The sequence below is a fragment of the Achromobacter agilis genome, from assembly GCF_900496965.1.
Classification (GTDB): Bacteria; Pseudomonadota; Gammaproteobacteria; order Burkholderiales; family Burkholderiaceae_B; genus Achromobacter; species Achromobacter agilis.
The window spans coordinates 71,775-97,287 of the sequence record NZ_UFQB01000004.1 but is presented as its reverse complement, the minus strand read 5'-3'; the positions used below and the strand labels follow the sequence as shown (position 1 = coordinate 97,287).

Annotated in this window: 23 protein-coding genes and 2 tRNA genes; 14 read left to right on the top strand and 11 right to left on the bottom strand. The window is 65.6% G+C overall.

Annotated features, from left to right (window positions below):
• Positions 1-59 precede the first annotated feature (59 nt).
• Complete coding sequence (locus AGI3411_RS06285; protein ID WP_208748023.1) at positions 60-764, bottom strand: MBL fold metallo-hydrolase; 705 nt, start codon at positions 762-764, stop codon at positions 60-62.
• Between the two features lie 32 nt (positions 765-796).
• Positions 797-1,522: a Bug family tripartite tricarboxylate transporter substrate binding protein gene (locus AGI3411_RS06280; protein WP_165359082.1), complete on the bottom strand. Its 726-nt coding sequence runs from the start codon at positions 1,520-1,522 to the stop codon at positions 797-799.
• Between the two features lie 820 nt (positions 1,523-2,342).
• Between AGI3411_RS06280 and AGI3411_RS06275 the strand changes: the two genes are divergently transcribed.
• Complete coding sequence (locus AGI3411_RS06275) at positions 2,343-5,216, top strand: autotransporter outer membrane beta-barrel domain-containing protein (RefSeq protein ID WP_129526536.1); 2,874 nt, start codon at positions 2,343-2,345, stop codon at positions 5,214-5,216.
• An 80-nt stretch (positions 5,217-5,296) separates the two neighbouring features.
• Here the strand turns inward: AGI3411_RS06275 and AGI3411_RS06270 are convergent, their stop codons facing one another.
• Both AGI3411_RS06270 and AGI3411_RS06265 read right to left on the bottom strand, forming a co-directional pair.
• On the bottom strand, positions 5,297-5,911 hold the full coding sequence (locus AGI3411_RS06270) for a hypothetical protein (protein WP_129526535.1): 615 nt from the start codon (positions 5,909-5,911) through the stop codon (positions 5,297-5,299).
• Between the two features lie 85 nt (positions 5,912-5,996).
• A tRNA-Gly gene (locus AGI3411_RS06265) sits at positions 5,997-6,072 on the bottom strand.
• A gap of 232 nt (positions 6,073-6,304) precedes the next feature.
• Between AGI3411_RS06265 and AGI3411_RS06260 the strand changes: the two genes are divergently transcribed.
• The 10 genes from AGI3411_RS06260 (at position 6,305) to AGI3411_RS06215 (ending at position 14,881) form a co-directional block, all read left to right on the top strand.
• The gene (locus AGI3411_RS06260; protein ID WP_129526534.1) at positions 6,305-7,039 is read left to right on the top strand and encodes a succinate dehydrogenase/fumarate reductase iron-sulfur subunit; all 735 of its coding nucleotides are present in this window, start codon (positions 6,305-6,307) and stop codon (positions 7,037-7,039) included.
• A 1-nt stretch (position 7,040) separates the two neighbouring features.
• Positions 7,041-7,376, top strand: a complete 336-nt coding sequence (locus AGI3411_RS06255) for a succinate dehydrogenase (protein ID WP_129526533.1) — start codon at positions 7,041-7,043, stop codon at positions 7,374-7,376.
• Positions 7,373-7,717 carry a succinate dehydrogenase/fumarate reductase transmembrane subunit gene (locus tag AGI3411_RS06250; RefSeq protein ID WP_129526532.1) on the top strand — a complete coding sequence of 115 codons (345 nt, stop codon included), beginning with the start codon at positions 7,373-7,375 and terminating at the stop codon, positions 7,715-7,717. Before AGI3411_RS06255 ends, AGI3411_RS06250 begins: the two co-directional genes overlap by 4 nt.
• A 1-nt stretch (position 7,718) precedes the next feature.
• On the top strand, positions 7,719-9,458 hold the full coding sequence (locus tag AGI3411_RS06245) for an L-aspartate oxidase (RefSeq protein ID WP_129526531.1): 1,740 nt from the start codon (positions 7,719-7,721) through the stop codon (positions 9,456-9,458).
• Between the two features lie 13 nt (positions 9,459-9,471).
• Positions 9,472-10,407 (top strand): fumarate hydratase, encoded by a 936-nt coding sequence (locus tag AGI3411_RS06240; protein WP_129526530.1) that lies wholly within the window; start codon positions 9,472-9,474, stop codon positions 10,405-10,407.
• On the top strand, positions 10,401-11,081 hold the full coding sequence (locus tag AGI3411_RS06235) for a fumarate hydratase C-terminal domain-containing protein (protein WP_129526529.1): 681 nt from the start codon (positions 10,401-10,403) through the stop codon (positions 11,079-11,081). Before AGI3411_RS06240 ends, AGI3411_RS06235 begins: the two co-directional genes overlap by 7 nt.
• A gap of 51 nt (positions 11,082-11,132) precedes the next feature.
• Positions 11,133-11,966, top strand: a complete 834-nt coding sequence (locus tag AGI3411_RS06230) for an amidohydrolase family protein (RefSeq protein ID WP_129526528.1) — start codon at positions 11,133-11,135, stop codon at positions 11,964-11,966.
• Positions 11,967-12,019: 53 nt separating this feature from the next.
• Entirely contained in the window at positions 12,020-12,922 is a 903-nt protein-coding gene (locus tag AGI3411_RS06225; RefSeq protein ID WP_129526527.1) for a LysR family transcriptional regulator, read from the top strand.
• Between the two features lie 140 nt (positions 12,923-13,062).
• Complete coding sequence (locus AGI3411_RS06220; protein WP_129526526.1) at positions 13,063-14,064, top strand: Bug family tripartite tricarboxylate transporter substrate binding protein; 1,002 nt, start codon at positions 13,063-13,065, stop codon at positions 14,062-14,064.
• 64 nt (positions 14,065-14,128) lie between these two features.
• Positions 14,129-14,881 carry a sulfite exporter TauE/SafE family protein gene (locus AGI3411_RS06215; RefSeq protein WP_341867901.1) on the top strand — a complete coding sequence of 251 codons (753 nt, stop codon included), beginning with the start codon at positions 14,129-14,131 and terminating at the stop codon, positions 14,879-14,881.
• A 10-nt stretch (positions 14,882-14,891) separates the two neighbouring features.
• Here AGI3411_RS06215 and AGI3411_RS06210 read toward each other — a convergent pair whose 3' ends face one another.
• A complete protein-coding gene (locus tag AGI3411_RS06210; protein ID WP_129526525.1) occupies positions 14,892-16,421 on the bottom strand; it encodes a CoA-acylating methylmalonate-semialdehyde dehydrogenase in 1,530 nt (509 codons plus the stop codon).
• A 119-nt stretch (positions 16,422-16,540) separates the two neighbouring features.
• Between AGI3411_RS06210 and AGI3411_RS06205 the strand changes: the two genes are divergently transcribed.
• Positions 16,541-17,506, top strand: coding sequence for a LysR family transcriptional regulator (locus AGI3411_RS06205; RefSeq protein WP_129526524.1), 966 nt, complete (start codon positions 16,541-16,543; stop codon positions 17,504-17,506).
• On the opposite strand, the gene AGI3411_RS06200 is transcribed toward AGI3411_RS06205, so the two are convergent.
• From AGI3411_RS06200 to AGI3411_RS06190, 3 genes are all read right to left on the bottom strand, one after another.
• On the bottom strand, positions 17,503-18,504 hold the full coding sequence (locus AGI3411_RS06200; RefSeq protein WP_129526523.1) for a Bug family tripartite tricarboxylate transporter substrate binding protein: 1,002 nt from the start codon (positions 18,502-18,504) through the stop codon (positions 17,503-17,505). The genes AGI3411_RS06205 and AGI3411_RS06200 overlap by 4 nt on opposite strands.
• Positions 18,505-18,566: 62 nt before the next feature.
• Positions 18,567-20,183 (bottom strand): thiamine pyrophosphate-binding protein, encoded by a 1,617-nt coding sequence (locus tag AGI3411_RS06195; RefSeq protein ID WP_244240266.1) that lies wholly within the window; start codon positions 20,181-20,183, stop codon positions 18,567-18,569.
• A gap of 240 nt (positions 20,184-20,423) precedes the next feature.
• Positions 20,424-20,499, bottom strand: a tRNA-Gly gene (locus AGI3411_RS06190).
• Between the two features lie 200 nt (positions 20,500-20,699).
• Here AGI3411_RS06190 and murB point away from each other — a divergent pair.
• Complete coding sequence (gene murB / locus AGI3411_RS06185; protein ID WP_129526522.1) at positions 20,700-21,746, top strand: UDP-N-acetylmuramate dehydrogenase; 1,047 nt, start codon at positions 20,700-20,702, stop codon at positions 21,744-21,746.
• Positions 21,747-21,814: 68 nt separating this feature from the next.
• Here murB and dapB read toward each other — a convergent pair whose 3' ends face one another.
• Entirely contained in the window at positions 21,815-22,606 is a 792-nt protein-coding gene (dapB, locus tag AGI3411_RS06180) for a 4-hydroxy-tetrahydrodipicolinate reductase (RefSeq protein WP_129526521.1), read from the bottom strand.
• Between the two features lie 16 nt (positions 22,607-22,622).
• Positions 22,623-23,159: an outer membrane protein assembly factor BamE gene (locus AGI3411_RS06175; protein WP_129526520.1), complete on the bottom strand. Its 537-nt coding sequence runs from the start codon at positions 23,157-23,159 to the stop codon at positions 22,623-22,625.
• A 152-nt stretch (positions 23,160-23,311) separates the two neighbouring features.
• On the opposite strand from AGI3411_RS06175, the gene fur reads away from it, so the two are divergent.
• The gene (gene fur / locus AGI3411_RS06170) at positions 23,312-23,731 is read left to right on the top strand and encodes a ferric iron uptake transcriptional regulator (RefSeq protein ID WP_043543731.1); all 420 of its coding nucleotides are present in this window, start codon (positions 23,312-23,314) and stop codon (positions 23,729-23,731) included.
• A 111-nt stretch (positions 23,732-23,842) separates the two neighbouring features.
• Here the strand turns inward: fur and recN are convergent, their stop codons facing one another.
• Positions 23,843-25,504, bottom strand: coding sequence for a DNA repair protein RecN (gene recN / locus AGI3411_RS06165; protein ID WP_129526519.1), 1,662 nt, complete (start codon positions 25,502-25,504; stop codon positions 23,843-23,845).
• Between the last annotated feature and the right edge of the window lie 9 nt (positions 25,505-25,513).

The window sequence follows — 25,513 nt, the reverse complement described above, 5'->3', positions numbered from 1 at the left end:
GCCGCCGTCCTGTCCTGCCTGGTCGCTCCCCGCGTACTCCTGCGCTTCAGAGCGTGATTTCATCCAGGTCGTTGGCAATGATCAGACGCCCATGAAAGTCGCGCGCCACCTCTTCGCGCAACCGCTCGATCATGGCCACGTCGTCGCGGGGGCGGTGATGGGTCAACACCAGGGTGCCGACGTTGCAGGCGCCGCAGTCCTCCGCAATCGACCGTGTCCCCGCTGATGGCGATGACTTTTCCCTGGCTCTCCACCCGGTATCCATAGCAAATCCAGCGTTTCAGAAACGCCTGGGAGAAGGCCAGCCCATGTCCGTGCACCACGGACTCGGCGAAAACCCGCCAGCGATCCGTTTCCGCGATCAAGCCGGGCGCCACATCGATGGCATCGATCGCGGACCAGCCGCCGTGGGTGGGTTCGCCGTCCGAACGCCATTCGATGTCCTTGTTGTAGACCTGCGTGAGCAGGGCGTTCATGATGCGTTTGGTGTCTGGCGGTCCGCGAAATGCAATGGCGTGGCGGCGCCCATGCAGCCATGTGCTGAGCGCCACGTCGAACACGTCGCCGATATGGTTGAAATGATGATGGGTGATGAAGATGTCCTTCAGGGACTCCAGCGCAATGCCTGCCCGAACCATCTGGACGACGACGCCGCGCCCCGCGTCAAACAGCAAGGTTTGATCGCCGATCTTCACCACCGTTGCGGGGCCGGCCCGTTCGGGGTCCGGGCGCGGTCCGCCAGTACCAAGAGTCTGGATGCGCACGGGAAGCTCCGCGCCTGTGCTCTGCCGCGTCATTATTGCTCCAAGGTGAAACCGGCCGTGCGGATGATGCCGCCCCAGACCTCGTTGTCGATCCGCACCCGTTCGGCGAACTGGGCGGCTGACGGATAGCGTGTGCGCAGGTCCTGCTGCGCGATCTGTTGCTGTACCTCAGGCGCCTTCAGCGCGGTGGCCAGCGCCTGGTTGAGCGTTTCAGCCTGCGTTGCATTCGTGCCCTTGGGCGCGAAGAAGCCATACCACAGCGACACATCCTCCATGGCGCGAAGGCCCGGTACGGCCTGCGCCATGGTGGCGACGTCAGGCAATAGGGGCGAACGCTCTCTGCCTGTCACGGCCAGTACCTTTATGCGCCCTTGCTTATGCAGTTCGACCGCTTCGCCCGAGGTGACGATCGCAGCCTGGATCTCGCCGCCCTGCACCGCGATCAGCACTGGCGCCGTGCCCTTGTAGGGGATGTGGAGCATGTCCAGGCCCGCCGCGCGGTTCAGCATCACGCCCAGGAAGTGCGAAGGGGTTCCTGCGGACATGGAGCCGTAATTGATGGCGCCCGGCCTGGCCTTGGCGTATTCAATGAACTCGACGAGATTGCTCGCCGGGACCGTGGGAGCGGCGACCAGCGCCAGGCTGCCCGCGCCAGGCTGGTTTTCCACGACGACGGGGCGGTCCAGCGTCTCCGTCAGGCGCTGCCCGATGACGCGGGCAAGAATGTCCAGCGCGCCGCCCGGCGGAAAGCCGACCACGATGCGTAGCGGCGCTTGCGCCGCGGCATCTGTACATTCATTGGACGCTCCCGTATGTCCGCCAAGTATCGCCAGTGCATCGCGGGGTTGAATGTAGACAACACATCTATACTTGTATAGACAGGATTGCCCCTAGGCTCGGCCCCGAGCAGGCGGTGGGCGTTCTTGCGGGAGATGGCGGGGGCGGGAGAGAGGCGCAGCGCTGGATTCCAGCAAGGGCAGCGGGCCGGCCGGCAGAGCAGAGCAGCCAGGGATGGGTTTGAAATTACAGAATTCCGGTAGGAACAGCGGGAAATAAAAAGGGACCGGGAAGGCGCTTGCGGGATTATTCCCGGAATGCTGTCTGGGGCGCGGATAAACAGAATCAGGAACAGGGTGCGACTCGCCCATTTCGAATGCGCCTGGCATGTCCGCGCGTGTCGGTTCGTTTTATGAGCGCATAAGAATAATCACGTGCCGAAAAAAGGGCTTGTATCGATATTAATAGTATTAATGCTTTATGTATCAATGCGTTGGATGGTATCCGTATGGCGATTCCATCAATGCGGATCGCGTCCATTTTGATCGGTTAAATCGTACGGATGGTATCCATCGTCTATATAAATATAATAAAGATGGTATCCATCGGGGACATATAAATAATAAAGATGGTATCTATCCATTAATTCTTGGTGTTGCGAAAAAAACGGTATAAATTGCGTCCTTTTTTTTGCGATAACTCGTTTCGCCCAGCCAATTGGTTTGTTACGCAGTAATACTTTTACAGCAATCCAGTAATGCTTGGGCGGTAGGCGATTAACCCAGATATGGAGAAACCACGTTGATACATGGCACGAAGAAATGGCTGACGGCGACGCTCGCGCTGAGCGCGTCCTACGGCGGTAGCGTCACCGCTGCGGACCTGACCGTTTCGTCAGGCAATACGCAGGTGTTCGACGGTTCGGCCAATTTCCCCGGCGGGGTCGATGTCAACGGCGGCACGCTGGTGATCGGCGGCAACGGCGGCGGTGCGGGCGTCACCATCGGCGGGAATGTCAACGCGGCATCGAACGGCACTATCGCGGGCTTCGGCTCGATCAATGGCGATCTCAACGTGACGGGCAATTCGCGCGTTGCGCCCGGTTACGCCGTCGGTACGCCGACTGGCGTTTCCAACGGCAATCTCGTCGTCAACGGCAACCTGTCGATGAACAATGCCGTGTTCGACTTCGAGACCGGCTATGCGGGGCCGCCCATCACCCAACCCGGCACTGGCGACAACGTCACCGTCGGCGGCAATGTCGCTCTGAACAACACGACGCTGAACGTCTCGGTGAATACGCTGGGCGTCAATGCCGGCTACTACCGGATCATGTCGTACGGCGGCACGCTGAGCGGCAATGGGCTGACGTTGGGCTCGGTGACCGGCGATTCCGTGCCCGGCGCGACCATCCAGTCGTTAACCGGCGACAAGCACATCAACCTCATCCTGGGGCCCAGCACCACCAACTTGTGGAACGGCAACGGCGCGGCGTCCGCCACCCGGGCCGGCGGCGGCAATGGCACCTGGAGCGCCGGCAGCGCGAACTGGAACAGCCCGACCAATGCCGCGGGAGCCTTGCCCGATGGCGGATACGCCATTTTCACCGGCGCGGCCGGCGTGGTGACTGTCGATGGCGGCGCCGGCCCGGTGCGCGTGTCGGGTATCCAGTTCGCCACCGACCGGTATCGCCTGCAAGGCGCCCCCATCACCCTGGTCGGCAGCGGCGGCAATCCGCCCGCGATTGTCGTCGGCGACGGCACCTATGCCTCCGGCCAATTCGTCGACATCATCGACAACCCCCTGCAAGGCACGCAGGGCTTCGTCAAGACGGGCCCGGGATCGGTGATCCTGACGGCCGACAGCAGCGGCCTGACCGGCCCCATCCTGATCGCCGACGGCGCCCTGGAAATCGACGGCAAGCTGAACGGCCCCGTCGATATCGGCCGCGAAGTCGTGCTGGCCGGGGTCGGCCAGCTGGGCACCACCACCCTCTATCCCACCGCGGTCGTCTCCCCGGGCAACGACGGTTCGCCCATCGGCACGCTGACCATCAACGGCAACCTTTCCTTCGCCGAAAACACCATCTATCGCGTGCATGCCAATCCGGCCAGCAACGCGAGCGATCGCATCCACGTCACCGGCGTCGCTTATCTCGACGGCACCGTGGCGCACGTAGGTCCCGACGGCAACTACGCGCCGCGCACGACCTACAACATCCTGACCGCGGACGGCGGCATCCAGGGCCGGTTCACGGGCGCGTCGAGCGCATATGCCTTCCTGACGCCCACGCTCAGCTACGACGCGAAGAATGCCTTCATGACGCTGACGCGCAACGACGTGCCGATCGGCAGCATCGGCGACACGGACAACGAGAGCAGCGTGGGCGGTGCACTGGATAACGAAGCGCCGCCCGAGGCTGGCAATGGGTCTGCCTCCACCGGTAATGGTTCGGCCTCGACCGGCAATGGTTCGGCCTCGACCGGCAATGGCTCGACCTCGACCGGCAACGGATCGACGTCGGCTGGAAACGGGTCGCCGGTGGCCGGAAACGGATCGTCGTTGATCGGGAGCGGCAGCGCATCGGGCAAGACGACCGGCGCCAGCCAGGTGACCACGGCCGTCCTGGCCATGACGCCGGGCGAGGCGCGCGCGGCTTTGAAGATGCTTTCCGGCGAGGCATACGCGAGCACCGCCAGTGTGCTGCAGAGCCAGGCGGATACCGTGCGCGCGATGCCGCTGGCTCACCTGCGCGGCAACCTCGACGCGCCGGTGTTCGCCGGACGGCCCACGGCCCAATTGGGCGCGCCGTCGTCCGATGCCCTGCCGCAAAGCGGCGCCTCGCCGCTCTGGGCGCAGGCCTTCGGCAACTGGAGCAAGTTCGGTAGCGATGGCAACGCGTCGGAAGTGAGCCAATCGGCCGGCGGGCTCTTCGTCGGCGGCGATGGCGCGGTGGGGGGCGGCTGGCGGCTGGGCGGCGCGGTCGGCTACATCGGCAGCCACAATTCGATCGACGATGCGGCCTCGCGCACGAATGTCGATAGCTATACGGCAACCCTGTTCGGCGGACGCAATTTTCAGGCCGGCCCCGGCCATGTGCGCTTCATGGCCGGCGCGGCCTACACCTGGCACGATATCGACGCGAAACGCGACGTGGCGGCCGGAAGCCTGAACCAGCAGCTCGAGTCGTCCTGCCATGCCTCGTCGACGCAAGTGTTCACCGAGCTCGGCTACAACCTGCCGCTGGGTGATGCGTACACCATCGAGCCCTATGCCGGGCTGGCGTGGAACCAGGTGCGCACCCGCGGCTTTGAGGAGTCGGGCGGCACGGCGGCCCTGCATGGCAAGGGAAGTACCGACGACGTCACCAGCACGACGCTGGGGCTGCGCGGCGCATGGCAGTTCGGGTCCGACCGCGCGCCGGGCCGCCTGACCGCGTCGCTGGGCTGGCGCCACGCAATGGGCGATGTGAAGCCGAGGCAGGAACTGGCTTTCGACGGCGGCAGCACGTTCTCGGTGACGGGCGTGCCGATCGCGCGGGATGCCGCCGTGGTCGGGCTTGGCGCAGAAGTGGCCATTGCGCGCAACACGACGGCCGGCGTTTCCTACGACGCGCAGTTCGGCGGCGGCAACCGGCAGCAGTCCGGCCTGCTCAAGCTGGCGGTGCGCTTCTAATCCGGCCGGCAGGCGCACAGGCGCCGCAGCGCGATCATGGCGCTTGCGGCGCCTGCGCCATGATCGCTAGCCCGCCGGCCTTAATGTTTATTGAGGCCTTGCCATTGCAGATAAGCCGAGCGGGTCACGGCGGACACTGAATCCAGGACTTTCTGATGGTTGACCTGATGCCGTAGCATCAGCCGCGCATCGGCCACGGCGCGGGATTTGCAGAACCAATGGCAACTGTGCTGCAGCAGATACAACTCTGCCGAGAGCTGGTACGCGCGTGCTTTGGCATCCAGGCGATCTTCGTTGTCCACCACATGGCGCAGGCCGGCGGCGTGGATATGCAGCAGTTCACGAAAATCCCTGGTCGCAGCGGGAAGCAAGCGCTCGATGTACGGCACGCAGAACGAGAGCGTGGACACGCGGGCGGCCTGCGGATTTTCCTTTTGCACGGCGTTGGCCAGCGACTGCGCCTGCGCCGCCATGGCGCGTTCGGTCTGGGCATAGGTTTCCAGTACCTGCAGTTGACGTGCTTCGGATTCTTCGCGGATGGCGCGGGCGTAGCCTTGCGTCAGCGTTTCCATGTGGCGCTCAAGCTGCAGGCCGCCCAAATGACGCCCCAACAAGGCAATGCGCGCACGCTGGTACCGCACCCGCAGCACCTGCCATGCGACGACAACCATCAGCAGGATTAATGCACTATCCATTGCCCGCGTTCCTTCATTGCCCAATCGGCACAAGCCTGCGCACAAAGCAAAAGGCCCAAACCGAAGTCTGGGCCCTTTTCGAATTTGGAGCGGGAGACGAGTCTCGAACTCGCGACCTCAACCTTGGCAAGGTTGCGCTCTACCAACTGAGCTACTCCCGCATTTTCGTTGCCTGAATCCGCCCGCGATCCGGAGTGATTTCCGACAAGAGGCGGAAGTATACCTAAATTTTTTGGAACATGCCGCGGCGCGCAAGGCGTCAAATCGCCCCATCCGTCCTATGACCGGCATAAAAATAAGTTCAAAAAATATCAATCAAAACTATATTGCTTCATAGATTCGCGAGATCCAGAATGCTGTTCATGGGCGCAGTGTGTCGCTCGGGGGCAGAAAATGGACACCAGGAATTCCACGAATCAGCGACAACTCACGGTCCGCATCTCTCGGGGAACCGAAGACGGAACCTTCTCCACTTATTCGGTCCCCTGGCGGGAGAACCAGACGGTTCTGGACGTGGTGACCGAAGTCCAGCGAACGCAGGAGCCAAGCCTCTCGTACCGCTATGCCTGCCGTGTCGGTGTATGCGGGTCCTGTGCGATGACGGTCAACGGCAAGCCGCGCTGGACGTGCCGGACCCACGTGAGCCGCGTGGAGGAAGACGGCGTGATCGTGATCGAACCCTTGCGCAACATGCCGCGGATCAAGGACCTCGTCGTCGACATGCGCGAGTTCTTCCAGAAGTGGGCGCGCGCCGGAAACACCTTCGTCGGCACGGCCACGCGCAATGATCCGCCGGCGCTGGTGTCGCCCCAAAGCAAAAAGCGGAAGCTGGCGGACGCAGCCATCGAATGCATCAACTGCGGCGTGTGCTACGCGGCCTGTGACGTGGTGTCCTGGGACAAGGATTACCTGGGGCCCGCGGCCCTGAACCGGGCATGGACGCTGTTCAATGACGAGAGGCACGCCGATCCCAAGGACGTGCTGCACAAGGCCACTGCCGGCAGCGGCTGCAACGCCTGTCACACGCAGGGCAGCTGCATGAAGCACTGTCCGGTCAGCCTGAGCCCCACCGGCAGCATCGCGGGCTTGAAGCGCAGCGCCATCTTCAGCCTGCTCAAGGGAGGCTGACATGGAGGCACGTCTGTTCGCGCTCCAGCGCCTCACGGCGATGGTGATGGCGCCCTTTGTCTTCGTGCACGTCGGGCTCGTTATCTATGCGGTCCGCGGCGGCCTGACCGCGGGCGAGATCCTTTCGCGCACCCAGGGGAACTGGCTCTGGATCGCCTTCTACGGCCTGTTCGTGCTGAGCGTGTCGATCCACGTGCCGATCGGCGTCCGCAACATCCTGATCGAGTGGCTCCGTACCGGCCGGACGGCGGCGTCCGCCATCGGGCTGGTGTTCGGCGCGGCGCTGCTCATCCTGGGCATGCGCGCGGTCGCGGCCGTGGGAGGGCTGGCGTCATGAAGTCCGCACGCAATCACCAGGCGTATTGGGCCTTCCTGGGTCACCGTCTTTCCGGCCTTGCGCTGGCCCTGTTCCTTCCCGCCCACTTCTATGTGCTGGCGATGGCGCTGGACGAGGCGAGGCTGGACGGGTTCCTGAAGCTTGCCGAGATGCCGGCGATGAAGGTTGGCGAATGGGGGCTGGTGCTGCTCCTCACGCTCCATATGTTCTTCGGGCTGCGCCTGCTCGCGCTCGAGCTTCTGCCCTGGAATTCGCCGCGCGACGCGCGCGTCGCCTGGATCGGATGGGGCTTCGCGATCTCGATGGCTACGGGCCTGGTGTTCATCGCTGGAGCGATCTGACATGCATATCGAAAATCACAAGACAGACATTCTGGTGCTGGGCACCGGGGGCGCCGGCCTGTTCGCGGCGCTGCATGCCAAGAAGGCAAATCCGTCCCTGCAGGTGACGGTCACCGTGAAGGGCCTGCTCGGCAAGTGCGGCTGTACCCGCATGGTCCAGGGCGGCTACAACGTTGCGCTGGCCACGGGCGATTCGGTGGAACGCCACTTCATGGACACCATCGAAGGTGGAAAATGGCTGCCGCGCCAGGATCTGGCGTGGCGGCTGGTTGAAGGCGCGGTAGAACGGGTACGCGAGCTGGAAAACGAGATCGGCTGCTTCTTCGACCGCAATCCCGATGGCTCGCTGCATTCCAAGGCGTTTGCCGGCCAGAGCTTCGACCGCACTGTGCACAAGGCGGATCTGACGGGCATCGAAATCATCAACCGCCTGATGGAGCAGGTACGGGCGATGGACGTCGATGAACTCGAGGAGCATCGCGCCATCGAGCTGATCCCCGCGGCCGACGGTTCGGGCATCTCGGGCGTCCTGTTCATCGACATGCGGACCGGCGCCTATCGGTTCATCCAGGCCAAGGCGGTGCTGCTGGCCACGGGAGCGGGGCCGACGATGTACCGCTACCACACGCCCTCCGGCGACAAGACCTGCGACGGTCTGGCCATGGCGTTGCGATACGGATTGAAGCTGAGAGACATGGAAATGGTGCAGTTCCATCCGACCGGCCTGCTCGGCGGGCCGGACACGCGGATGACCGGCACGGTGCTCGAAGAAGGGCTGCGAGGCGCCGGGGGCTACCTGCTCAACGGCGACGGCGAGCGCTTCATGGCCAACTACGACAAGCGCGGCGAACGGGCCACGCGCGACGTGGTCAGCCGGGGCATCTACGCCGAAATGCGCGCCGGGCGCACGGGGCCGATGGGCGGGGTCTATATCCAAGTGAGCCATCTTGGCCCGGAGAAGGTGGCCAAGACGTTCCCTGGCATGGTCAACCGCTGCAAGGATTGCGGATTCGACCTGGCGGGCGGCAAGGTGGAAGTGGTGCCGACGGCCCACTACCTGATGGGCGGCGTCGAGTTCAACGTGGACGGCTCGACCGCTACGCCGGGTCTCTATGCGGCCGGCGAAGACTGCGGCGGGGTGCACGGCGCCAACCGCCTGGGCGGAAACGGCGTGGCCAACTCCACGGTGTTCGGCGGAATCGCCGGCGACTCGATGGCCGCCTATGTTGCGAAAACCGGCCAGTGGCGCGACCCGGACCGGCGCATCATTGCGCGGGGCGTCGAGCGCGCCGAGTTCCCGTTCTCCCGGCGTCCGGGGCGCATCCACGAACTGCGCGACGCGCTCTCGCAGACGATGTGGGACGACGTGGGCGTGCTGCGCCATCGCGAGGCGATGGAGCGCGGCCTTGGCGCCGTTGCCGGCCACCACGCGGCCTTGCGCGACATCGGCGTGGCGGACGGCGACCGGCGTTACAACCTGACGTGGCACGACTGGCTCAACCTGGAAAGCCTGGTCGACATCTCCAAAGTCATTACGGTCTCGGCGCTCGCGCGCGAGAACAGCCGCGGCGCGCATTTCCGCGAAGACTTCTCCGAACCGGGGGACCTGCACACCAGCCGCTACACGCGCGTGAGCGCGCAGGACGGCGAAGTTCAGCTGGAGATGGTTCCGGTTTCCTTCGACATCATAAAGCCCGGCGAATCGCTTATCGAAGGCGAGGCAGGCACCCCCCAGAGCTGAGGCGCATCCCACCATGAGAATCCCTGTCCAGAAAGTTGAAGAGGCCGCGCTGGAAATCATGCGCCGCGCGGCGATCGAAATCCCCGCCGACTACAAGCAAGGCATCCAGGAACTCCAGAAGAAGGAAACCGGCAAGCTGCCGCGGTTTGTCATCCATGCCATGGTCGACAACTGGGAAGCCGCCGACCAGGATCGGCGCCCGATGTGCGCCGACACCGGTCTGCCGCGGTACTACGTCAAGGTCGGCAACAATGCTTCGGTAGACGCAGGTTTCGTCGCCGTGGAGCGCGCCTTGCGGCATGCCACGGCGGAGGCGACGGTCACCATTCCGTTGCGCCCCAACCGCGTGCATCCGCTCTGGCGCACCGACCACAACAATAACGTCGGCATCAATGCGCCCGAGATCGAATGGTCTTTCGAACCTGACGCCGACTGGATCGAAATCACCACGGTGCACAAGGGCGGTCTGTTCGGCACCGACTACCGGATGCTGTTCCCCGGGGACGGCATAGACGGCATCAAGCGCTTTGTGCTGGATACGCTGATCGCGTTCGGCAAGCGCGGGCTGGCATGCCAGCCGGCCATCGTCGGCATCGGGTTGGGCGGATCGAAGGACACCTGCATGCAGCTGGGCAAGCAGGCCGCCTGCCTGCGGACGGTGGGAGACCGGAATCCCGACCCCAAGGTGGCGGAACTGGAGCTCGAACTGATGAAGCTGGGGAACGCCATCGGCATGGGCGCGATGGGTTTCGTCGGCACCGGCATGGTGGTCGACTGCCACATCGAATGCGGCTATACGCATACGGGCGGCATGCCCATCAGCCTGCACACGTTCTGCCTGTCTTCGCGCCGCGCCACCGCGCGGATTCACGCCAACGGGGACATCCAGTACCGCACCGATCCTCAGTGGTTCACGCCCTACCTGCGCCGGGAGACGGTCGAATGGTAAGCAACGACGACGAAATCAAGGTCTTTCACCTCGACCTGCCGGCCAGAAGGGAAGACATCGCCAGGCTCGAACTCGGTTCGGCCGTCTATCTCAATGGCCTGGTGTACACGGCCCGCGAAGGCGTCTACAAGAAGGTTCTGGACCAGGGTTTGCCGTTGCCGCTGGATCTGCGGTCCATCAGCAACGTCAATTTCCATTGCTCGCCGGCCGCCGCGCCGGACGGCCAGGGCGGCTACAACGTGGGCGCCGTCACCGCCACCGCGTCGTTCCGGTTCTCCAAGTGGATTCCGCGATGGCTGGACGAAACGGGATGCCGAATCCTGATCGGCAAGGGCGGGATGCCGGCGGACGACTACAAGAAGGTGCTGGCGCCGGGCGGCGCGATCTACCTGACGACGGTCGGCTACGGCACGGGCGCGTTGCTGGGCCGGGGCATCAAGCGGGTGCGCGAGGTGCATTGGCTGGATGAGCTCGGCATCGCGCAGGCCATGTGGCTGTTCGAGGTCGAGAACTTCGGGCCGTTCATCGTCGAGAGCGATCTCGACGGCAACTCGCTGTTCGCACAGCACGCCGAAACGATCAATGCGGGCATCGAGAAGCTCTACGCGGGGCTTAAGCCGCCCGCGCTGCACCGCTACGGCGAGACGGACGACCGCAAGGACGAAGTGATGTAGGCGCGGCAACGCGCAACTTCCCGCAACCAGGTTCCAGACACAGAGACTGCGATGATCATCGACTTTCGGCTTCGGCCGCCCGTGGGCGGCTTCCTGAACACGCTGATGTACTCGGCGGGAGAGCGCCGCGACGGTTTCACCCGGACGGTAGGCTTCGAGCCTTCCGCGGCCGCACAGCGGCAGTCGATGGATCTGCTCCTCGACGAGATGGATGCCGCGGGTGTCGACCGCGGCGTGGTTGTCGGCCGCCTGGCCGGGGTGCTGGGCAGCGTGTCCAATGAGGACGTGCGCGGCATCGTGGCCGGCCGCCCGGAACGGTTCATCGGCGCCGCCTCCATCGACCCCGCCGACCGGCGCAAGGCGTGCCAGACCATCAGCCGGGCGGTCGAGGAGGGATTCCGGCTGATCAATATAGAGCCCGGCTCCTATCCGGTGCCGATGTACGCCGACGACCGGCGCCTTTACCCGATCTACGGCCATTGCGAGGACATCGGCGTGCCGGTGATCATGATGGTCGGGGGTACGGCGGGCCCGGATCTGAGCTATTCGGACCCGATCCGGACAGACCGGGTCCTTGCGGATTTCCCCGGCCTCAATGTCGTCGTGGCGCACGGCGGGTGGCCGTGGGTCAATGAAATCCTGCACCTGGGCTTCCGGCGGCCCAATCTGTGGCTGTCCCCCGACATGTATTTTTCCCGCATGCCCGGCTGGGAGGCGTACGTGAAGGCGGCCGACGGTTTCCTCTCGGACAGGATGCTCTACGCCAGTTCATTCCCATTCTGCCCCGTGCAAGGGTACAAAGAGTGGTTCGAGCAGTTGCCGATCCGGGAAGAAAACCTGAAGAAGGTCATGGGCGGAAACGCCCGGCGGCTGCTTGGCATCTAGCGGTTCATACTCCCGCGTTTCGCAACGCTGATCTTTACCAGGACACCTCTTGCATGGACATCCGGACGCTCTACACGCTGATCGCGATTGCAGACCATGGCAGCTTCGCCGAGGCCGGCAACACCATCGGCCTGTCGCTGTCGGCCGTGAGCATGCAGGTCCGCGCGCTCGAGGACGAACTCGGCATTACGATTTTCGACCGCAGCCGGCGTCCGCCGATCCTCACGGACACGGGCCTTGCGTTGGTACACCGGGCGCGCGACCTGATCGCGCACTGGGAGAGCATGAGCGCCTCGCTCAAGAAAGGGACGTCCGCGGGGCTGCTCAAGCTCGGCAGCGTCCATACCTGTGTGTCGGGCGTGCTGCCGCTCGCCCTGCGGCACCTGCAGAAGCAGGGGCATGGCCTGGAGGTCCATGTCACGACGGGGCTGACGCACGACCTGGAGCGGGCCATCTATCACCGGCAGCTGGACGTGGCCATCGTGACGGAACCCGACGCGCCACGGTCGGGCCTAGACTTCCTGCCGTTCGTCGAGGAAGAACTGGTCGTCATCGCGCACCGCTCGGTGAAGGGCGCGAGCGATCAGGAGATCCTGGAGCAGACGCCTTACGTCCGCTTCAACCGCTCGGCCCGCGTTGGGCATCTCGTGCAGGAAGAGATGGTGCGCAGGCGCATCACCGTGCGCTCGACCATGGAAATCGACAACCTCGAGGGTGTCATTGCCATGGTTGCCAACGGCCTGGGCGCATCGGTGGTGCCGGCCAGGCGAGGCAGGAACGAGTTCCCGCCCGGCATCCGCGTCATTCCGTTCGGTTCTCCGACCGTCACCCGGCGGCTGGGCATCCTGGCTCCGAAGGAGAACCCGCGGTCCCACCTTTCGCAGTTGCTGCTTGAGGCATTGAAGTCGGTGTGCGCCGGCCAGCACGCGCTTACGGAGAAGGCCGGCTCCGGTTAGTAGTCCACCAAGAAGAATCACCACAGCCCATACCTGAGGAATCGAGCCCAATCGGCCCGAGGGACGGCTGTTGCCTGGCGAATCGTCCGCCGGCCCGCGCCGGCGGGCCTCGCCGTCCGTGAACTGAAGGAGACAGAGCCATGAAAGACGCAAATCAATCTGTAAATGCGCGCCGCCGTATCGTCAAAGCCATGGGGTATGGGCTGGCGCTTTCGCCGTTTCTTGCGATGCCGGCGCGCGCGGCCTGGCCATCGGACAAGGTCATACGGATGGTCGTGCCGTTTTCGGCGGGCGGCGCGACCGATCTGCTGGGCCGCGCGCTCGCCTCAGAGCTGGGCAAGGGCCTGAAGCAGAGCGTGATTGTCGAGAACCGCGCAGGCGCCGGCGGCAGCGTGGGCGCACAGGCCGTCGCCAGTTCGCCGGCGGACGGCTACACGCTGCTGCTCGCGTCGGGCAGCATGTTCACCGTCAACCAGTTCATCTACAGCAAGCTGCCGTACTCGCTGGACGACTTCAGCCTCATCGGCAAGGTGGCGAACGGGCCGATGGTTATCACGGTCAACGCCAGCCTTCCCGTCAAGAACACGCGGGAGCTGATCGAATACGCCAAGGCCAGGCCGGGGAAACTCAGCTTCTCGTCCGCCGGCGTCGGCAGCCAGACGCATATGGCGGGCGAGGCCTTCACCGACGCCGCGGGGATCGAACTTATGCACGTTCCGTACAAGGGGGAGGGGCCCGCCTACACCGACCTCATGGCGGGCGTGATCGAGGTTGCCGTGGGCAACATCAACGCCATTGCGCCGTTGCTCAAGGGCGGACGGCTGCGGGCGCTTTCGGTCACGGGCACGGAACGCGCGGCCTTGCTGCCGGACGTGCCGACCACGGCGGAGGACGGCGTGCCGGGCTTCGAGTTCACTGGCTGGTTCGCGCTGCTGGCGCCGGCGGGAACGCCGCAGGCCTCGGTCGACCGGCTCCTGGCCGACGCCAGGATGGCGGTGGAACAGCCGAGCCTGAAGCGCTACCTCGAGGACCAAGGCATGTCCGCGACCATCGTGCCTGCAGCGGCACTCAAGGACGAGATCGCGAAAGAGTCGGCCAAATGGAAGGCGCTGGTGCTGAAGAAGAAAATCACCGCCAGCTGAGCATGCCCCCGGGCCTTTCGGCGCGCCAAAGGCCTTTCCCATCCATCAAGGTTGCCGTGCCCGCATGATGCCCGCCGAATCCTTCGCTATCGTTGCCCCCGTCATTTTCGTCGCCTACACGGTCTTCGGGATGACCGGATTCGGCGCGGCCATGGTGGCCGTGCCGGTCCTGGTCCAGTTCATTCCGCTGCAATTCGCCGTGCCGCTTGTCGTTCTGTTCGACCTGGCCTGCACCGCGCTGGTCGGCGGAAGCAACTGGAGGCGCGTCTCCCTGGCCGAACTCAAGCGCCTGTTTCCCTGGCTGCTGCTCGGGATCGCGTTGGGCGTGACGTTGCTGCACAATGCCGGCGCCAGGTGGCCTTTGATGCTTCTGGGGGGCTTCGTGCTGGCGGTGTGCATCCGGGGGCTGCGAGGCGCGCCGGGGAGGGCCGCGGCGCCGATGAAGGGGGCCTGGGCCTTTCCGTTCGGCGTCTTCGGCGGCGTGTTCAGCGCGCTGTTCGGCACCGGGGGCCCGATCTACACCATCTATCTCTCGCGCCGGCTCGACGCGCTGGATCAGTTCCGGGCGACCATCTCGGTGGTGATCCTGCTGAGCGGGGTGATACGGGCGGCGGCCTTCGGCGCCGCCGGACTGTACGCGCAACCGGACATCCTGACAGCCGCCGCCATGTTGCTGCCCATTTCCCTCGCCGGCCTGTACGCGGGGTCCCGCCTCAGGAGCCGAGTTTCCCCCGAGCTGCTGAAGCGGTCCATCTTCGTGCTGCTTGCGATTGCCGGCGCGGGCGCCATCTACCGGGGATGGGTCTCGCCCGCGTGACGCCCCGGTGCTACTTCGCCGTCGGCATCGCGAACTCGGCCCCTTTGCCGATGCTCTCGGGCCAGCGCTGCATGATGGACTTCTGGCGGGTGTAGAAGCGCACGCCTTCTTCGCCATAGGCGTGCATGTCGCCGAACAGGCTGCGCTTCCAGCCGCCGAAGCCATGCCAGGCCATCGGGACGGGGATCGGCACATTGATGCCCACCATGCCCACCTCGATGCGCCGGCCGAACTCGCGCGCCACGTTGCCGTCCCGGGTGAAGCAGGCCACGCCGTTGCCGAACTCGTGGGCGTTGATGAGGTCCACGGCTTCTTTCAGGTCCTTCACGCGCACGCAGCCCAGCACCGGGCCGAAGATTTCTTCCTTGTAGATGCGCATATCGGGCGTGACGTGGTCGAACAGCGTGCCCCCCAGCCAGAAGCCGTCGCCGCAGCCTTCGCCGGCCTGCGAGCCCTGGAAGCCGCGGCCGTCCACCAGCAGTTTTGCGCCCTCTGCCTCTCCCTGAGCGATGTAGCCGCTGATGCGCTCGCGCGCGGCCCGGGTCACGATCGGACCCATCTCGGCCGCCGGATTTTCGCCATCCAGCACCTTCAGCGCCTTCGTGCGTTCGATCAGCCTGGGCAGCAGACGGTCGGCCACGTCGCCCACCAGCACCGCCACGCTGATCGCCATGCAGCGTTCGCCGGCCGAACCATAGCCGGCGCCGATCAGCGCGTCCACCGCCTGGTCGATATCGGCATCGGGCATCACCACCATGTGGTTCTTGGCGCCGCCCAGGGCTTGCACGCGCTTGCCGAGGCGGGCGCCGGTTTCGTAGATGTAGTTGGCTATCGGCGTGGAGCCGACGAAGCTAACGGCCTTCACGTCGGGATGTTCCAGCAGCGCGTCCACGGCCACCTTGTCGCCCTGCACCACGTTGAATACGCCGTCGGGCAGGCCGGCTTCCTGCAGCAGTTCGGCGATGCGCAGCGCCGGGCTGGGATCCGTCGGGCTGGGCTTGAGCACGAAGGTGTTGCCCGCGGCGATGGCCACGGGGAACATCCACATGGGCACCATCACCGGGAAGTTGAAGGGCGTGATTCCCGCCACGACGCCCAGCGGCTGGCGCAGCGTCCAGTTGTCGATGCCGGTGGAAACCTGCTCCGTGTGAGCGCCCTTCAGGAGCTGGGGGACGCCGCAGGCGAACTCGACGATGTCGATGCCGCGGGAGACTTCGCCTTGCGCATCGCTGAAAACCTTGCCATGCTCGGCGGTGATCAGGTGGGCCAGTTCGTCGCGGTGCTTGTTCATCAGTTCGAGGAACCTGAACAGCACGCGCGCGCGGCGGATCGGCGGCGTGTCCGCCCACCGCGGGAATGCCGCTTTCGCGCTTTCCACCGCGCGCTGCACTTCTTCGGGCGTGGCCATCGCCACATGCTTCGTGACGGCGCCGGAGGCCGGGTTGAAGATGGGCTGGCGGCTGCCGGCGCCGTCGACGAGGCTGCCGGCAATGAAGTGTCCGGCATCGCGGATGCCGGCGCTGGCCGTGGTTGCGTTCATGGTTTGCTCCTGTGCTCAAGCATGGCGTGTGGGAGCTGGCACTGTCGCCCATTGGCGGCCGGCAGTCGAGACCAAGGGGCTGGAATCAGTGTTTGAGGTTTTGAACAATGGAGGAGGGCATGACGAAAACGAGACGCCTGGAAGACCTGTGGTCGCATATTCACTGCCTGGGAGTGCTGGCCGATACCGGCAGCTTCACGGCGGCCGCCCGCCGCCTGCAGATCAGCAAGGCCTCGGTTAGCCAGCGGATCGTGGAGCTGGAGCAGGCGGCCGGCGTGCCGCTCGTGCGCCGCACGACCCGCAGCGTGAGCCTGACCGAAGCGGGAGCGAGCCTGGTCGACCAGACCGCCGCGGCCTACCTTCGCATCGAAGAGGGGTTTTCCGCCGTGCGGGACCTTTCCGATGGCCCGCGCGGCGTGCTGTCGTTGACCGCGCCGGTGGCCCTGGGGCGCCAGGTCATCGCGCCGCTGATCCCGGGATTCCTGAAGAGCTTTCCCGACGTACGGATCCAACTGGAGCTCAGCGATCATCTGGCGTCCCTGGCCACCGAAGGATTCGATCTGGCGATCCGGCACGTGGCTGGCGTGCCGGACACGCATGTGGCCTCGGTGATCTGCGAGACGCGCTCCGTTCTCGTCGCGGCCCCGGAATACCTGTCGAAGAACGGCACGCCGCGGACGCCGATGGACCTGGCGGGCCACAACTGCCTGCACTATCTCCGGCGCAGCGGCGGCGCCACCTGGTCATTCGAGTCGCGCGCCGGAGAGAAGCGCGTGGCGGTGCCGGTGCGTGGAAGCTTCACCGCGAACAACAGCGAAGTGCTGCGGGAAGCGGCGGCCGGTTCGCTCGGGATCGCGCTGCTGCCGGACTTCAGCGCGGGCCAGGCCCTGCAGAGCGGCGCGCTGGTCGAAGTGCTGCAAGAGTGGCGCGTGGTGGGCGACTATGCCGAGCGGCTTTACGCGGTCAGGCCTTACACGCCGCGCGTGCCCCTGACCGTGTCGTCGTTCGTCGGCTATCTGCGCAAGGCCATCCCGGCGTCCGAAGGCCTGGGCGGGTCTTTCCCGGCGGCAAGCGACGGCCGCTAGTTGACCTGCAACCCCGCCTTGGCCACGAGATCGGCATAGATCGTGGCCCCCTGGCTGACGTACTTCTCGGTCTCGGCTGGCGACAGCACATGGGGAATGCCTCCGAAGTTGGCGTTCCCGGCGACCCACTTCGGGTCCTGTGCGATCTGTTGGAGCACGGACGCCCACTTATCGACGGCGGCGGGGCTCATGCCGGGCGGGCCGAAAAGCCCGCTCCAGCCGATGACCGCCTCGAGCTGAGGCAGCCCCAATTCGCGCGCGGTCGGTATGTCGGGGAACTGCGCCAGGCGTTCGGGCGTGGTCGTCAGCAGGGCGCGCAGCTTGCCGCTCGCAAGAATGCCGGTCATCGAGCTCAGGTTGTTGCAGGCGAAATCGACATCCTTGCTGAGGACCGCGAGGGCGACCTCGTTGCCGCCCTTGTACGGAACGCTGACTACCGTCTCCGGCTTCAACCCGAGGTTGCTGAGCAGCAGCTGGGGAGCAAGGTTCTGTACCGTTGCCGGACCGGAATGGCTGTAGTTGAGCTTGCCGGGATTCGCCTTCAATGCCTGCGTCAGGTCGCCGAGGGTCTTGTAAGGACTGTCCGGATGCACGATACAGACCACTGGGTTCAGCTCCAGCAGCCCGATGAAGGTGAAATCCTTCGACGTGTATGGCGTCGTTTTAGGCTGCAGGGCGGGCAGCAAGACTTGGGAGCCTATCCGGCCCACCAGCAGCGTGTAGCCGTCGGGCGCGGCATTTTTTACGGCGGTGGAGCCGATCGCGCCGTTCGCGCCCGCCTTGTTGACGACGACGACGGGCTGTCCGAGAACGTCTTGCGCGGCGGCGGACAGGTTGCGGGCCGCCATGTCGGCGTCGCCGCCCGCGCTGAAGGGAACGATGAGCTGGACCGGTTTGGCGGGATAGGTTTGGGCGGATGCCGGGCCGGGAATCGTGGCGAGCATGCAAATCGCGGCGCGAGCGAACGCGCCCGGCGGAATGCCGGTAAGGCGGATCATGGGAGGTCTCCTGTCGTTCTAAGGGACGAAACCGGACTGCAGCTGTGCTCGATGCCTCGAGGTCAATGACCGGTCGCGGACTGCGTTGATGCGCTGAAAACCGGGGCGGCCTCGCCCGCCATGGAAACGTTGATGCAGGAGGGCCGCCCGCTGCAGGCGGCCTGTCGCAGGGCCGTGCCGAGGCTCTCGGCGTCTTGCGCCGCGAAACCCGCTCCGCCAAGGGCCGAGGCGACGTCGTGGTAGCGCGCCGTCGGCGAAAGTTCGCAGCCGATCAGCCGCTGCGGGCCGTAGGTGCGTACCTGGATCAGATGTTCCGCGTTCCAGCGCAGGTCGTTGCCGATCACGGCGATGACCGCGGCGTTTTCGCGCACCGCCGTGTCGAGCTCCATCAGGTGGAAGCCGGCCGTGCCGTCGCCCATGAGGACGACCACCGTCGCGTCCGGCCGCGCGATCTTCGCGGCGATCGCGTAGCAGATGCCCGCGCCGATTGCCCCGGACATGCCGTTGATGATGCGTACCGGCGCTTGGCAGAAGGCCTGCGCCCACTGGCCGAATTCACCGCCGTCGCAGATCAGGACCGGGTCTGGCGCGCACGCCAGGAAGGCCTGTACCGTCTCGCAAAGCGCGCGCGGGTTCAATGCGCCGCCGGCGGGTACGGACGGCCCCTTGCCGGCCCGGTTCCGAAGCGCCTCATCCACCCGGGCGCGCCATGCGTCGCGCCCGGCACGCGGGGCCGCCGCCCGCATCGCGGACAGCGCCGCAAAGGGTTCTCCCTGGATCGCCAGGACGAGGCGTTCGCCGAGAAGACGGCGCGCGCGTTCGAGCATTCCGGGATCCGGGTCGATCACCGCGACCCGGGCATCCCTGCCGAGCGCGCCCGTGCCGCCGAACCCCAGCGTGAAGTCCAGGCACTTGCCCGCCAGCACGATGAGATCTGCGTGCGGAATGAGTTCGGCCAAGGCGCCCACCGAAGGGTCCTTCAGGCCGCGCGGGCTTTCCATGGGGATGATGCGCAGCCCGAGCGTCTCTTCGAGCGCCGTACGGGCCGAACGCAGGTGCGGCCGCGCGCCGGCCGGCCCTGCCAGAACCAGCGGCTGCTCTGCCGAATCCAGCAGGGTGGCAAGTGTTTCCAGGCAGTCTGTGTCCAGCGAGGAGGCCGCGCGATTCGCGGTGGCCGCGGGGAGTTCCGCCAGGCCTGTTTCGGCTGTCAACAAGTCGAAGGGGAGGGCCAGGTGAACCGGGCCGCGCCGGGGCGCAAGCGCCTCGGCGACCGCGCTGTCGAGCGCGGGATAGAGTTCCGCCACGCTGAGCGGGCGGAGCGAGAGCTTGGTCAGCGGACGGGTGATGGAGACCTGGTCCAGTTCCTGAAACGCGCCCGAGCCGTCTTCTGCGACAGGGGAGTCGCCGGAAATGAGCAGCACGGGGCTTTCCGCCTGCGATGCCGAATAAAGCGGCGCGAGGCCATTGGTAATGCCGGGCGCCGCGGTGAGCATTGCGACGCCGAGCTCGCCGGTGATCTGGGCCCATGCATCCGCCATGAAGACGGCGGCCGCTTCATGCCGCACGTGGATGATGCGGATGCCCGCGTCCAGGCAGGCATCGTAGAGCGGCATGATCTGGTTGCCCGACAGGCTGAAGAGGGTTTTGACGCCCAGGCGATGCAGCGAACGGATAATCAACTGAGATCCAAGCACCTTCGCCTCCGTGATGGCCGCGCCGGCGGTGCCGCGCGCTTCTTTCAACCGGTTGTGGGAGCGTTCAGTTTATCGGCGATGTACGGCGCATTGGTTGATGTTTTTTGAACCTAGGGGGATGGCTCGCGCGATGGCCGGAACCGGCGCTGAAATGAAAAAAGGGCCCGGAGGGCCCTTTCTCAAGAATTTCCAGAACGCCGTGAAGGACGGCTGGAAATCAAAATTTGGAGCGGGAGACGAGTCTCGAACTCGCGACCTCAACCTTGGCAAGGTTGCGCTCTACCAACTGAGCTACTCCCGCATTTCTTATTCACTCTGATCAACTTGGTTATCGATCAGAAGGCGCGCATTCTACATGATTTTTTTGAGTTTGTCTTGGCCTGGGCTTCTTGCGGCGTTGTGCACTGCGAGCAGTTGTCGAACAAAGCCTGAAATTCAGGGCAGGCACTCAATCAAGTAATATGAGCGAAGACAGAAACTATAGCACACCCTGCAGCACCCATGTCAAATTTGCCCGCTACCGATCCCGCGTCCCTCGTCTTGACCCCGGTCAGCCAGGACCTTTCCCGGCTGAATACCTTGGGGCTGGCCTCGCGGGCGGACGCGTTCGTGACGCTGGCCGACCCGGCGCAATTGCCGGAGGTGTCGCGGCTGGCGGGCGAGGCGTCTTCCCTGCTGGTGCTGGGCGGCGGCAGCAACCTGGTGCTGCCGGAGCGCGTCGAAGGGCTGGTGGCGCGGGTGGCGTTCAAGGGCGTGCGCCTGCTGGAGGCCCGGCCGGATGCCTGGCTGGTCGAGGCGGCGGGCGGCGAGACCTGGCACGGCTTCGTCGAAGCCTGCGTCGGCCAGGGGTGGGACGGGCTCGAAAACCTGGCGCTGATCCCCGGCACGGTCGGCGCGGCGCCGGTGCAGAACATCGGCGCCTATGGCGTGGAACTGCAAGCGCGTTTCCATGGGCTGACCGCCTGGGATGTGCGCGAGGGCCGATATGTCGAAATGAGCGAGGCGGATTGCCGGTTTTCCTATCGCGACAGCGTATTCAAGCATGACGAGCCGGGGCGTTGGATCATCGTGAGCGTGCGTTTCGCCCTGCCGCGGCCCTGGCGGCCCGTGCTGGGCTACCCCGATCTGCAGCGCCACGCGCGGCTGGCCGCCGGCGCTCCGACGGCGCGGGACGTATTTGATGCCGTATGCGACATCCGCCGAGCCAAGCTGCCCGACCCCGCGGTGACCGGCAACGCCGGCAGCTTCTTCAAGAACCCGATCGTCCCGGCCGGAACGCGCGATGCGCTGGCCGGCCGCTATCCGGGGCTGGTGTCCTATGCGCAGCCGGACGGCCGCTACAAGCTGGCCGCGGGCTGGCTGATCGACCAATGCGGCTGGAAGGGCCGGGCGCTGGGCGCGGCAGGCGTGCACGACCGGCAGGCGCTCGTGCTGATCAATCGCGGCGGCGCCGGCGCCGCCGACATCATGGCCTTGGCGCGCGCCATCCAGGACTCGGTGTTCCAGCGCTACGGCGTGCGGCTCGAGCCGGAGCCCGTGGTGGTTTGACGCAAGCCCGAAGGCAGGAATGAAAAAGGACCCCGAAGGGTCCTTTTTTCGTTTTTGGCGGGGCGGTGTCAGAGGCCCAGAACGGACTGCATGTCATACAGGCCGTTGTGCTTGCCGCCCAGGAAGCGGGCGGCGCGCAGGGCGCCTTCCGCGTAGGTGGCGCGGCTGGAGGAACGGTGCGTGATCTCGACGCGTTCGCCGATGCCGCAGAACGAGACGGTGTGGTCGCCCACGATGTCGCCGCCGCGCAGGACCGAGAAGCCGATGGTGCCGGGCTTGCGCACGCCGGTGTCGCCGTGGCGGCTCCAGGTGGCGACGTCCGGCAGGGCGACGTCCCAGGCCGAGGCGATGGTTTCGCCCATCTTGAGCGCGGTGCCCGAGGGGGCGTCGACCTTGTTGCGGTGGTGCGCTTCGAAGACTTCCACGTCGTAGCCGGCGTTCAGGATGCGCGCGGCCATGTCGAGCAGCTTGAGCGTGGCGTTGACGCCCACGCTCATGTTGGGCGCGAAGACGATGCCGATCTTCTGCGCGGCGACCTCGATCGCGGCGCGGCCGTTGTCGTCGAAGCCGGTGGTGCCGATGACGGCCTTCACGCCGTGCTTGACGCAGGCCTGCAGGTGTTCGAGCGTGCCCTCCGGGCGGGTGAAGTCGACCAGGCAGTCGGCCAGGGAGAGGGCGTCGAGGTCGTCCGTGATGGCCACGCCGGTCTGCTTGCCCAGCGGCGCGCCGGCGTCCTGGCCCAGCGCGGCCGAACCCTTGCGGTCGAGGGCAACGGCAAGCTGCAGGTCGGGGGCGTTCAGGACGGCGTCGATCAGCATCTGGCCCATACGGCCGCTGGCGCCGGCAATTGCAATACGCATGGCGGAGTCCTTGGAATTAATTGAGCGGCTCGGGCGCATTGCCCGGTTGGCCGGGGTATTGGTTCAGCGGGCTGACGGGAGCGGCGGAGTCGCGGCGGGTCTCGCCTTCTTCTTCCTGCTGGCGGGCTTCTTCCTCGTTCAGGCGTTTGTCCGCCTTTTCGTCGGCGACCGAGCTGGGCGTGTTGATCTGGTAGGGCTGCAGGTCGGGCTGCTTGTCGCCTTCCCAGCGGACCAGGCGGTCGTTTTCGAACCAGACGGTGAACTTGCGTTCTTGCGCTTCGCCGTAGCCGGGCTTGAAGTAGTAGGGGTAGTCCCAGCGGTTGGCGTGCAGCACGCTGGTCAGCGTGGGACTGCCGAGCGCGAAACGCACCTGTTCGCGAGTCATGCCCGGTTGCAGCAGCGCGACCTGTTCCTGGGTGATCCAGTTTCCTTGCTGGACGGAGGCTTTGTAGGGGAAGCCCCACTTGTCGCCCGAGCATCCGGCCAGGGCGACGGCCAGGGCGGCGACCGCCAAACCGGTCTTGAGCGAGCGGGAGGGAATTCGTGCAATCATGGACACTACGCGCCCCTATTATTTGGAAGCAGACAAAACCGTTATCATAAAGGTTTCATAAGGATAGTTCCGCGTGGCGGCATGAATTCGGTGAGCCGGCTCGCGGTGCACCCATCCTGCCCATGCCAACGCGGACGGAGAGCGATTACACCATGAGCGACCAAAGCGAACTGAAGAACATGGGTTTGAAGGCGACGTTCCCGCGCCTGAAAATTCTTGATATTTTCCGGAAATCGGACCAGCGGCACCTCAGCGCCGAAGACGTCTATCGCGCCCTTATTGGCGAAAACGTCGAAATCGGCCTGGCCACCGTGTACCGCGTCCTGACCCAGTTCGAACAGGCCGGCATTCTTGCCCGCAGCCAGTTCGACAGCGGCAAGGCGGTTTTTGAGCTCAACGACGGGGACCACCACGATCACTTGATCTGCACGAATTGCGGCAAGGTGGTCGAGTTTTCGGACCCGGAGATCGAAAAGCGACAGCAGAAGATTGCCAAAGACAACTCCTTTGCCCTGGAAAGCCACGCCATGGTGCTGTACGGCATCTGCGGCAGCTGCATGAAAGGACGCTGATCCCAGGCTGATCTCCCGGCCCGTGGCTGCGCTCGCAGCGGGCCAGTGAATTCCAAAGCCCCTTCGCGCTGAAGGGGCTTTTTTTATTCCGGATGGCTGGGGTTTTGCGCCTTATGCGGGCGCCTGGCCGACGCCTTGCAGCATTTCGCGCGCGTGTTCGCGCGTAGTGGCGGTGAGCTTGATGCCGCCCAGCATGCGGGCGATTTCCTCGACGCGGGCCTGGGCGCCCAGTTCTTCGATGCTGGAACGCGTGGTGCCCCGCGATTCGGCCTTGCTGACCAGGAACTGGTTGTTGCCGCAGGCCGCGACCTGTGGCAAGTGCGTCACGCACAGCACCTGATGGCGTTCGCCGAGTTCGCGCAGCAGCTTGCCCACGACCTCGGCCACCGCGCCGCCCACGCCGCTGTCGACTTCGTCGAAGATCAGGGTGGGCACGCGCGCGGCCCGGCTGGCGATGACGGACAGCGCCAGCGAGATGCGCGACAGTTCGCCGCCCGATGCCACCTTGGCCAGCGAGCGCGGCGTGGTGCCGGCATGCCCGGCCACCAGGAATTCAACCTGTTCGTTGCCGTGGGCGGAGGGCGCCGAGGGGGCGAGCGTCGGCTCGAACTTGCCGCCCTGCATGGCCAGGGTCTGCATCGCCTGGGTGACCAGCTTGCCGAGGTCCTTGGCGGTCTTGCGGCGCGCGGCGGTGAGCTTGGCGGCGGCCACGTCGTACTGCGCCTGGGCGGCCTGCGCCTGGGCGCGCAGCGCGTCGATATCGCCCGCGGCCTGCAGCGCCGCCAGCTGGGCATGCAGCGTTTCGCGCAGTTCGCATAGCGCGTCGGGTTCGGTGCGGAATTTCCGGGCGGTCTCGAACACCAGGCTCAGCCGAGTTTCGACGGTGCCGAGCCGCTGGGGATCGAGGTCGACGCGGCTGACGTAGTTGTTCAGATCGGACACGGCTTCGGTGATCGCGATGCGCGCGGATTCCAGCTCGTCGTACACCCCTTGCAGGCCAGGGTCGTGGCGCAGCATCTGCTGGATGCGCTGGTTGGCCTGGGTGACCCGGTGGTGCGCCGAATCGCCTTCGCCGTCCAGGGCGTCGAGGATCTGGGTGGCGCCGTCCAGCAGGGATTGCGCATGCGACAGGCGCGTGTGCTCGGACTGCAGGGATTCCCATTCGTCCGGGCCCAGGGCCAGCTGGTCCAGTTCGTCGACCTGCCATTGCAGGCGGTCGCGTTCGGCGGTCAGGCTTTCGGCATCTTTTTCGGCGGATTCCAGCTGGCGCGCCAGCGCGCGCCATTGCTTCCAGGCCTGGCCGATCGCGTGCCGCAGTTCGCCGTGGCCGCCATGGGCGTCCAGGAGGTCGCGCTGCGCGTCGGGACGCATCAGGCTTTGGTGCGCGTGCTGGCCGTGGATGTCGACCAGGCTGTCGCCCAGCTCGCGCAATTGCGCGACGGTGGCGGGGGTGCCATTGATGTAGGCGCGGCTGCGGCCCTGCGCATCGATGACGCGGCGCAGCGACAGTTCGGTGTCGGCGTCGATCTCGCGTTCTTCGAGCCAGGCGTGCAGCGCCTTGGGCGTGTCGAAGACGGCGGTGATGTCGGCGCGCGTCGCGCCTTCGCGCAACATGCTGGCGTCGCCCCGCTCGCCGAGCGCGAGCGCCAGCGCGTCGACCAGGATGGATTTGCCCGCGCCGGTCTCGCCGGAGAAGACGGTGAAGCCGGGGCCGAAATGGATCTCGGTCTGTTCGACGATGACGAAGTCGCGGATATGCAGGGTGCGCAGCATGACGGGGCG

Bases quoted from the DNA above. Each gene is read 5' to 3' on its own strand.
- AGI3411_RS06270 (WP_129526535.1), bottom strand. From the start codon at position 5,911: ATGGATAGTGCATTAATCCTGCTGATGGTTGTCGTCGCATGGCAGGTG.
- AGI3411_RS06260 (WP_129526534.1), top strand. From the start codon at position 6,305: ATGGACACCAGGAATTCCACGAATCAGCGACAACTCACGGTCCGCATC.
- AGI3411_RS06255 (WP_129526533.1), top strand. From the start codon at position 7,041: ATGGAGGCACGTCTGTTCGCGCTCCAGCGCCTCACGGCGATGGTGATG.
- AGI3411_RS06250 (WP_129526532.1), top strand. From the start codon at position 7,373: ATGAAGTCCGCACGCAATCACCAGGCGTATTGGGCCTTCCTGGGTCAC.
- AGI3411_RS06245 (WP_129526531.1), top strand. From the start codon at position 7,719: ATGCATATCGAAAATCACAAGACAGACATTCTGGTGCTGGGCACCGGG.
- AGI3411_RS06240 (WP_129526530.1), top strand. From the start codon at position 9,472: ATGAGAATCCCTGTCCAGAAAGTTGAAGAGGCCGCGCTGGAAATCATG.
- AGI3411_RS06235 (WP_129526529.1), top strand. From the start codon at position 10,401: ATGGTAAGCAACGACGACGAAATCAAGGTCTTTCACCTCGACCTGCCG.
- AGI3411_RS06230 (WP_129526528.1), top strand. From the start codon at position 11,133: ATGATCATCGACTTTCGGCTTCGGCCGCCCGTGGGCGGCTTCCTGAAC.
- AGI3411_RS06225 (WP_129526527.1), top strand. From the start codon at position 12,020: ATGGACATCCGGACGCTCTACACGCTGATCGCGATTGCAGACCATGGC.
- AGI3411_RS06220 (WP_129526526.1), top strand. From the start codon at position 13,063: ATGAAAGACGCAAATCAATCTGTAAATGCGCGCCGCCGTATCGTCAAA.
- AGI3411_RS06215 (WP_341867901.1), top strand. From the start codon at position 14,129: ATGATGCCCGCCGAATCCTTCGCTATCGTTGCCCCCGTCATTTTCGTC.
- AGI3411_RS06210 (WP_129526525.1), bottom strand. From the start codon at position 16,421: ATGAACGCAACCACGGCCAGCGCCGGCATCCGCGATGCCGGACACTTC.
- AGI3411_RS06205 (WP_129526524.1), top strand. From the start codon at position 16,541: ATGACGAAAACGAGACGCCTGGAAGACCTGTGGTCGCATATTCACTGC.
- AGI3411_RS06200 (WP_129526523.1), bottom strand. From the start codon at position 18,504: ATGATCCGCCTTACCGGCATTCCGCCGGGCGCGTTCGCTCGCGCCGCG.
- murB (WP_129526522.1), top strand. From the start codon at position 20,700: ATGTCAAATTTGCCCGCTACCGATCCCGCGTCCCTCGTCTTGACCCCG.
- dapB (WP_129526521.1), bottom strand. From the start codon at position 22,606: ATGCGTATTGCAATTGCCGGCGCCAGCGGCCGTATGGGCCAGATGCTG.
- AGI3411_RS06175 (WP_129526520.1), bottom strand. From the start codon at position 23,159: ATGATTGCACGAATTCCCTCCCGCTCGCTCAAGACCGGTTTGGCGGTC.
- fur (WP_043543731.1), top strand. From the start codon at position 23,312: ATGAGCGACCAAAGCGAACTGAAGAACATGGGTTTGAAGGCGACGTTC.
- recN (WP_129526519.1), bottom strand. From the start codon at position 25,504: ATGCTGCGCACCCTGCATATCCGCGACTTCGTCATCGTCGAACAGACC.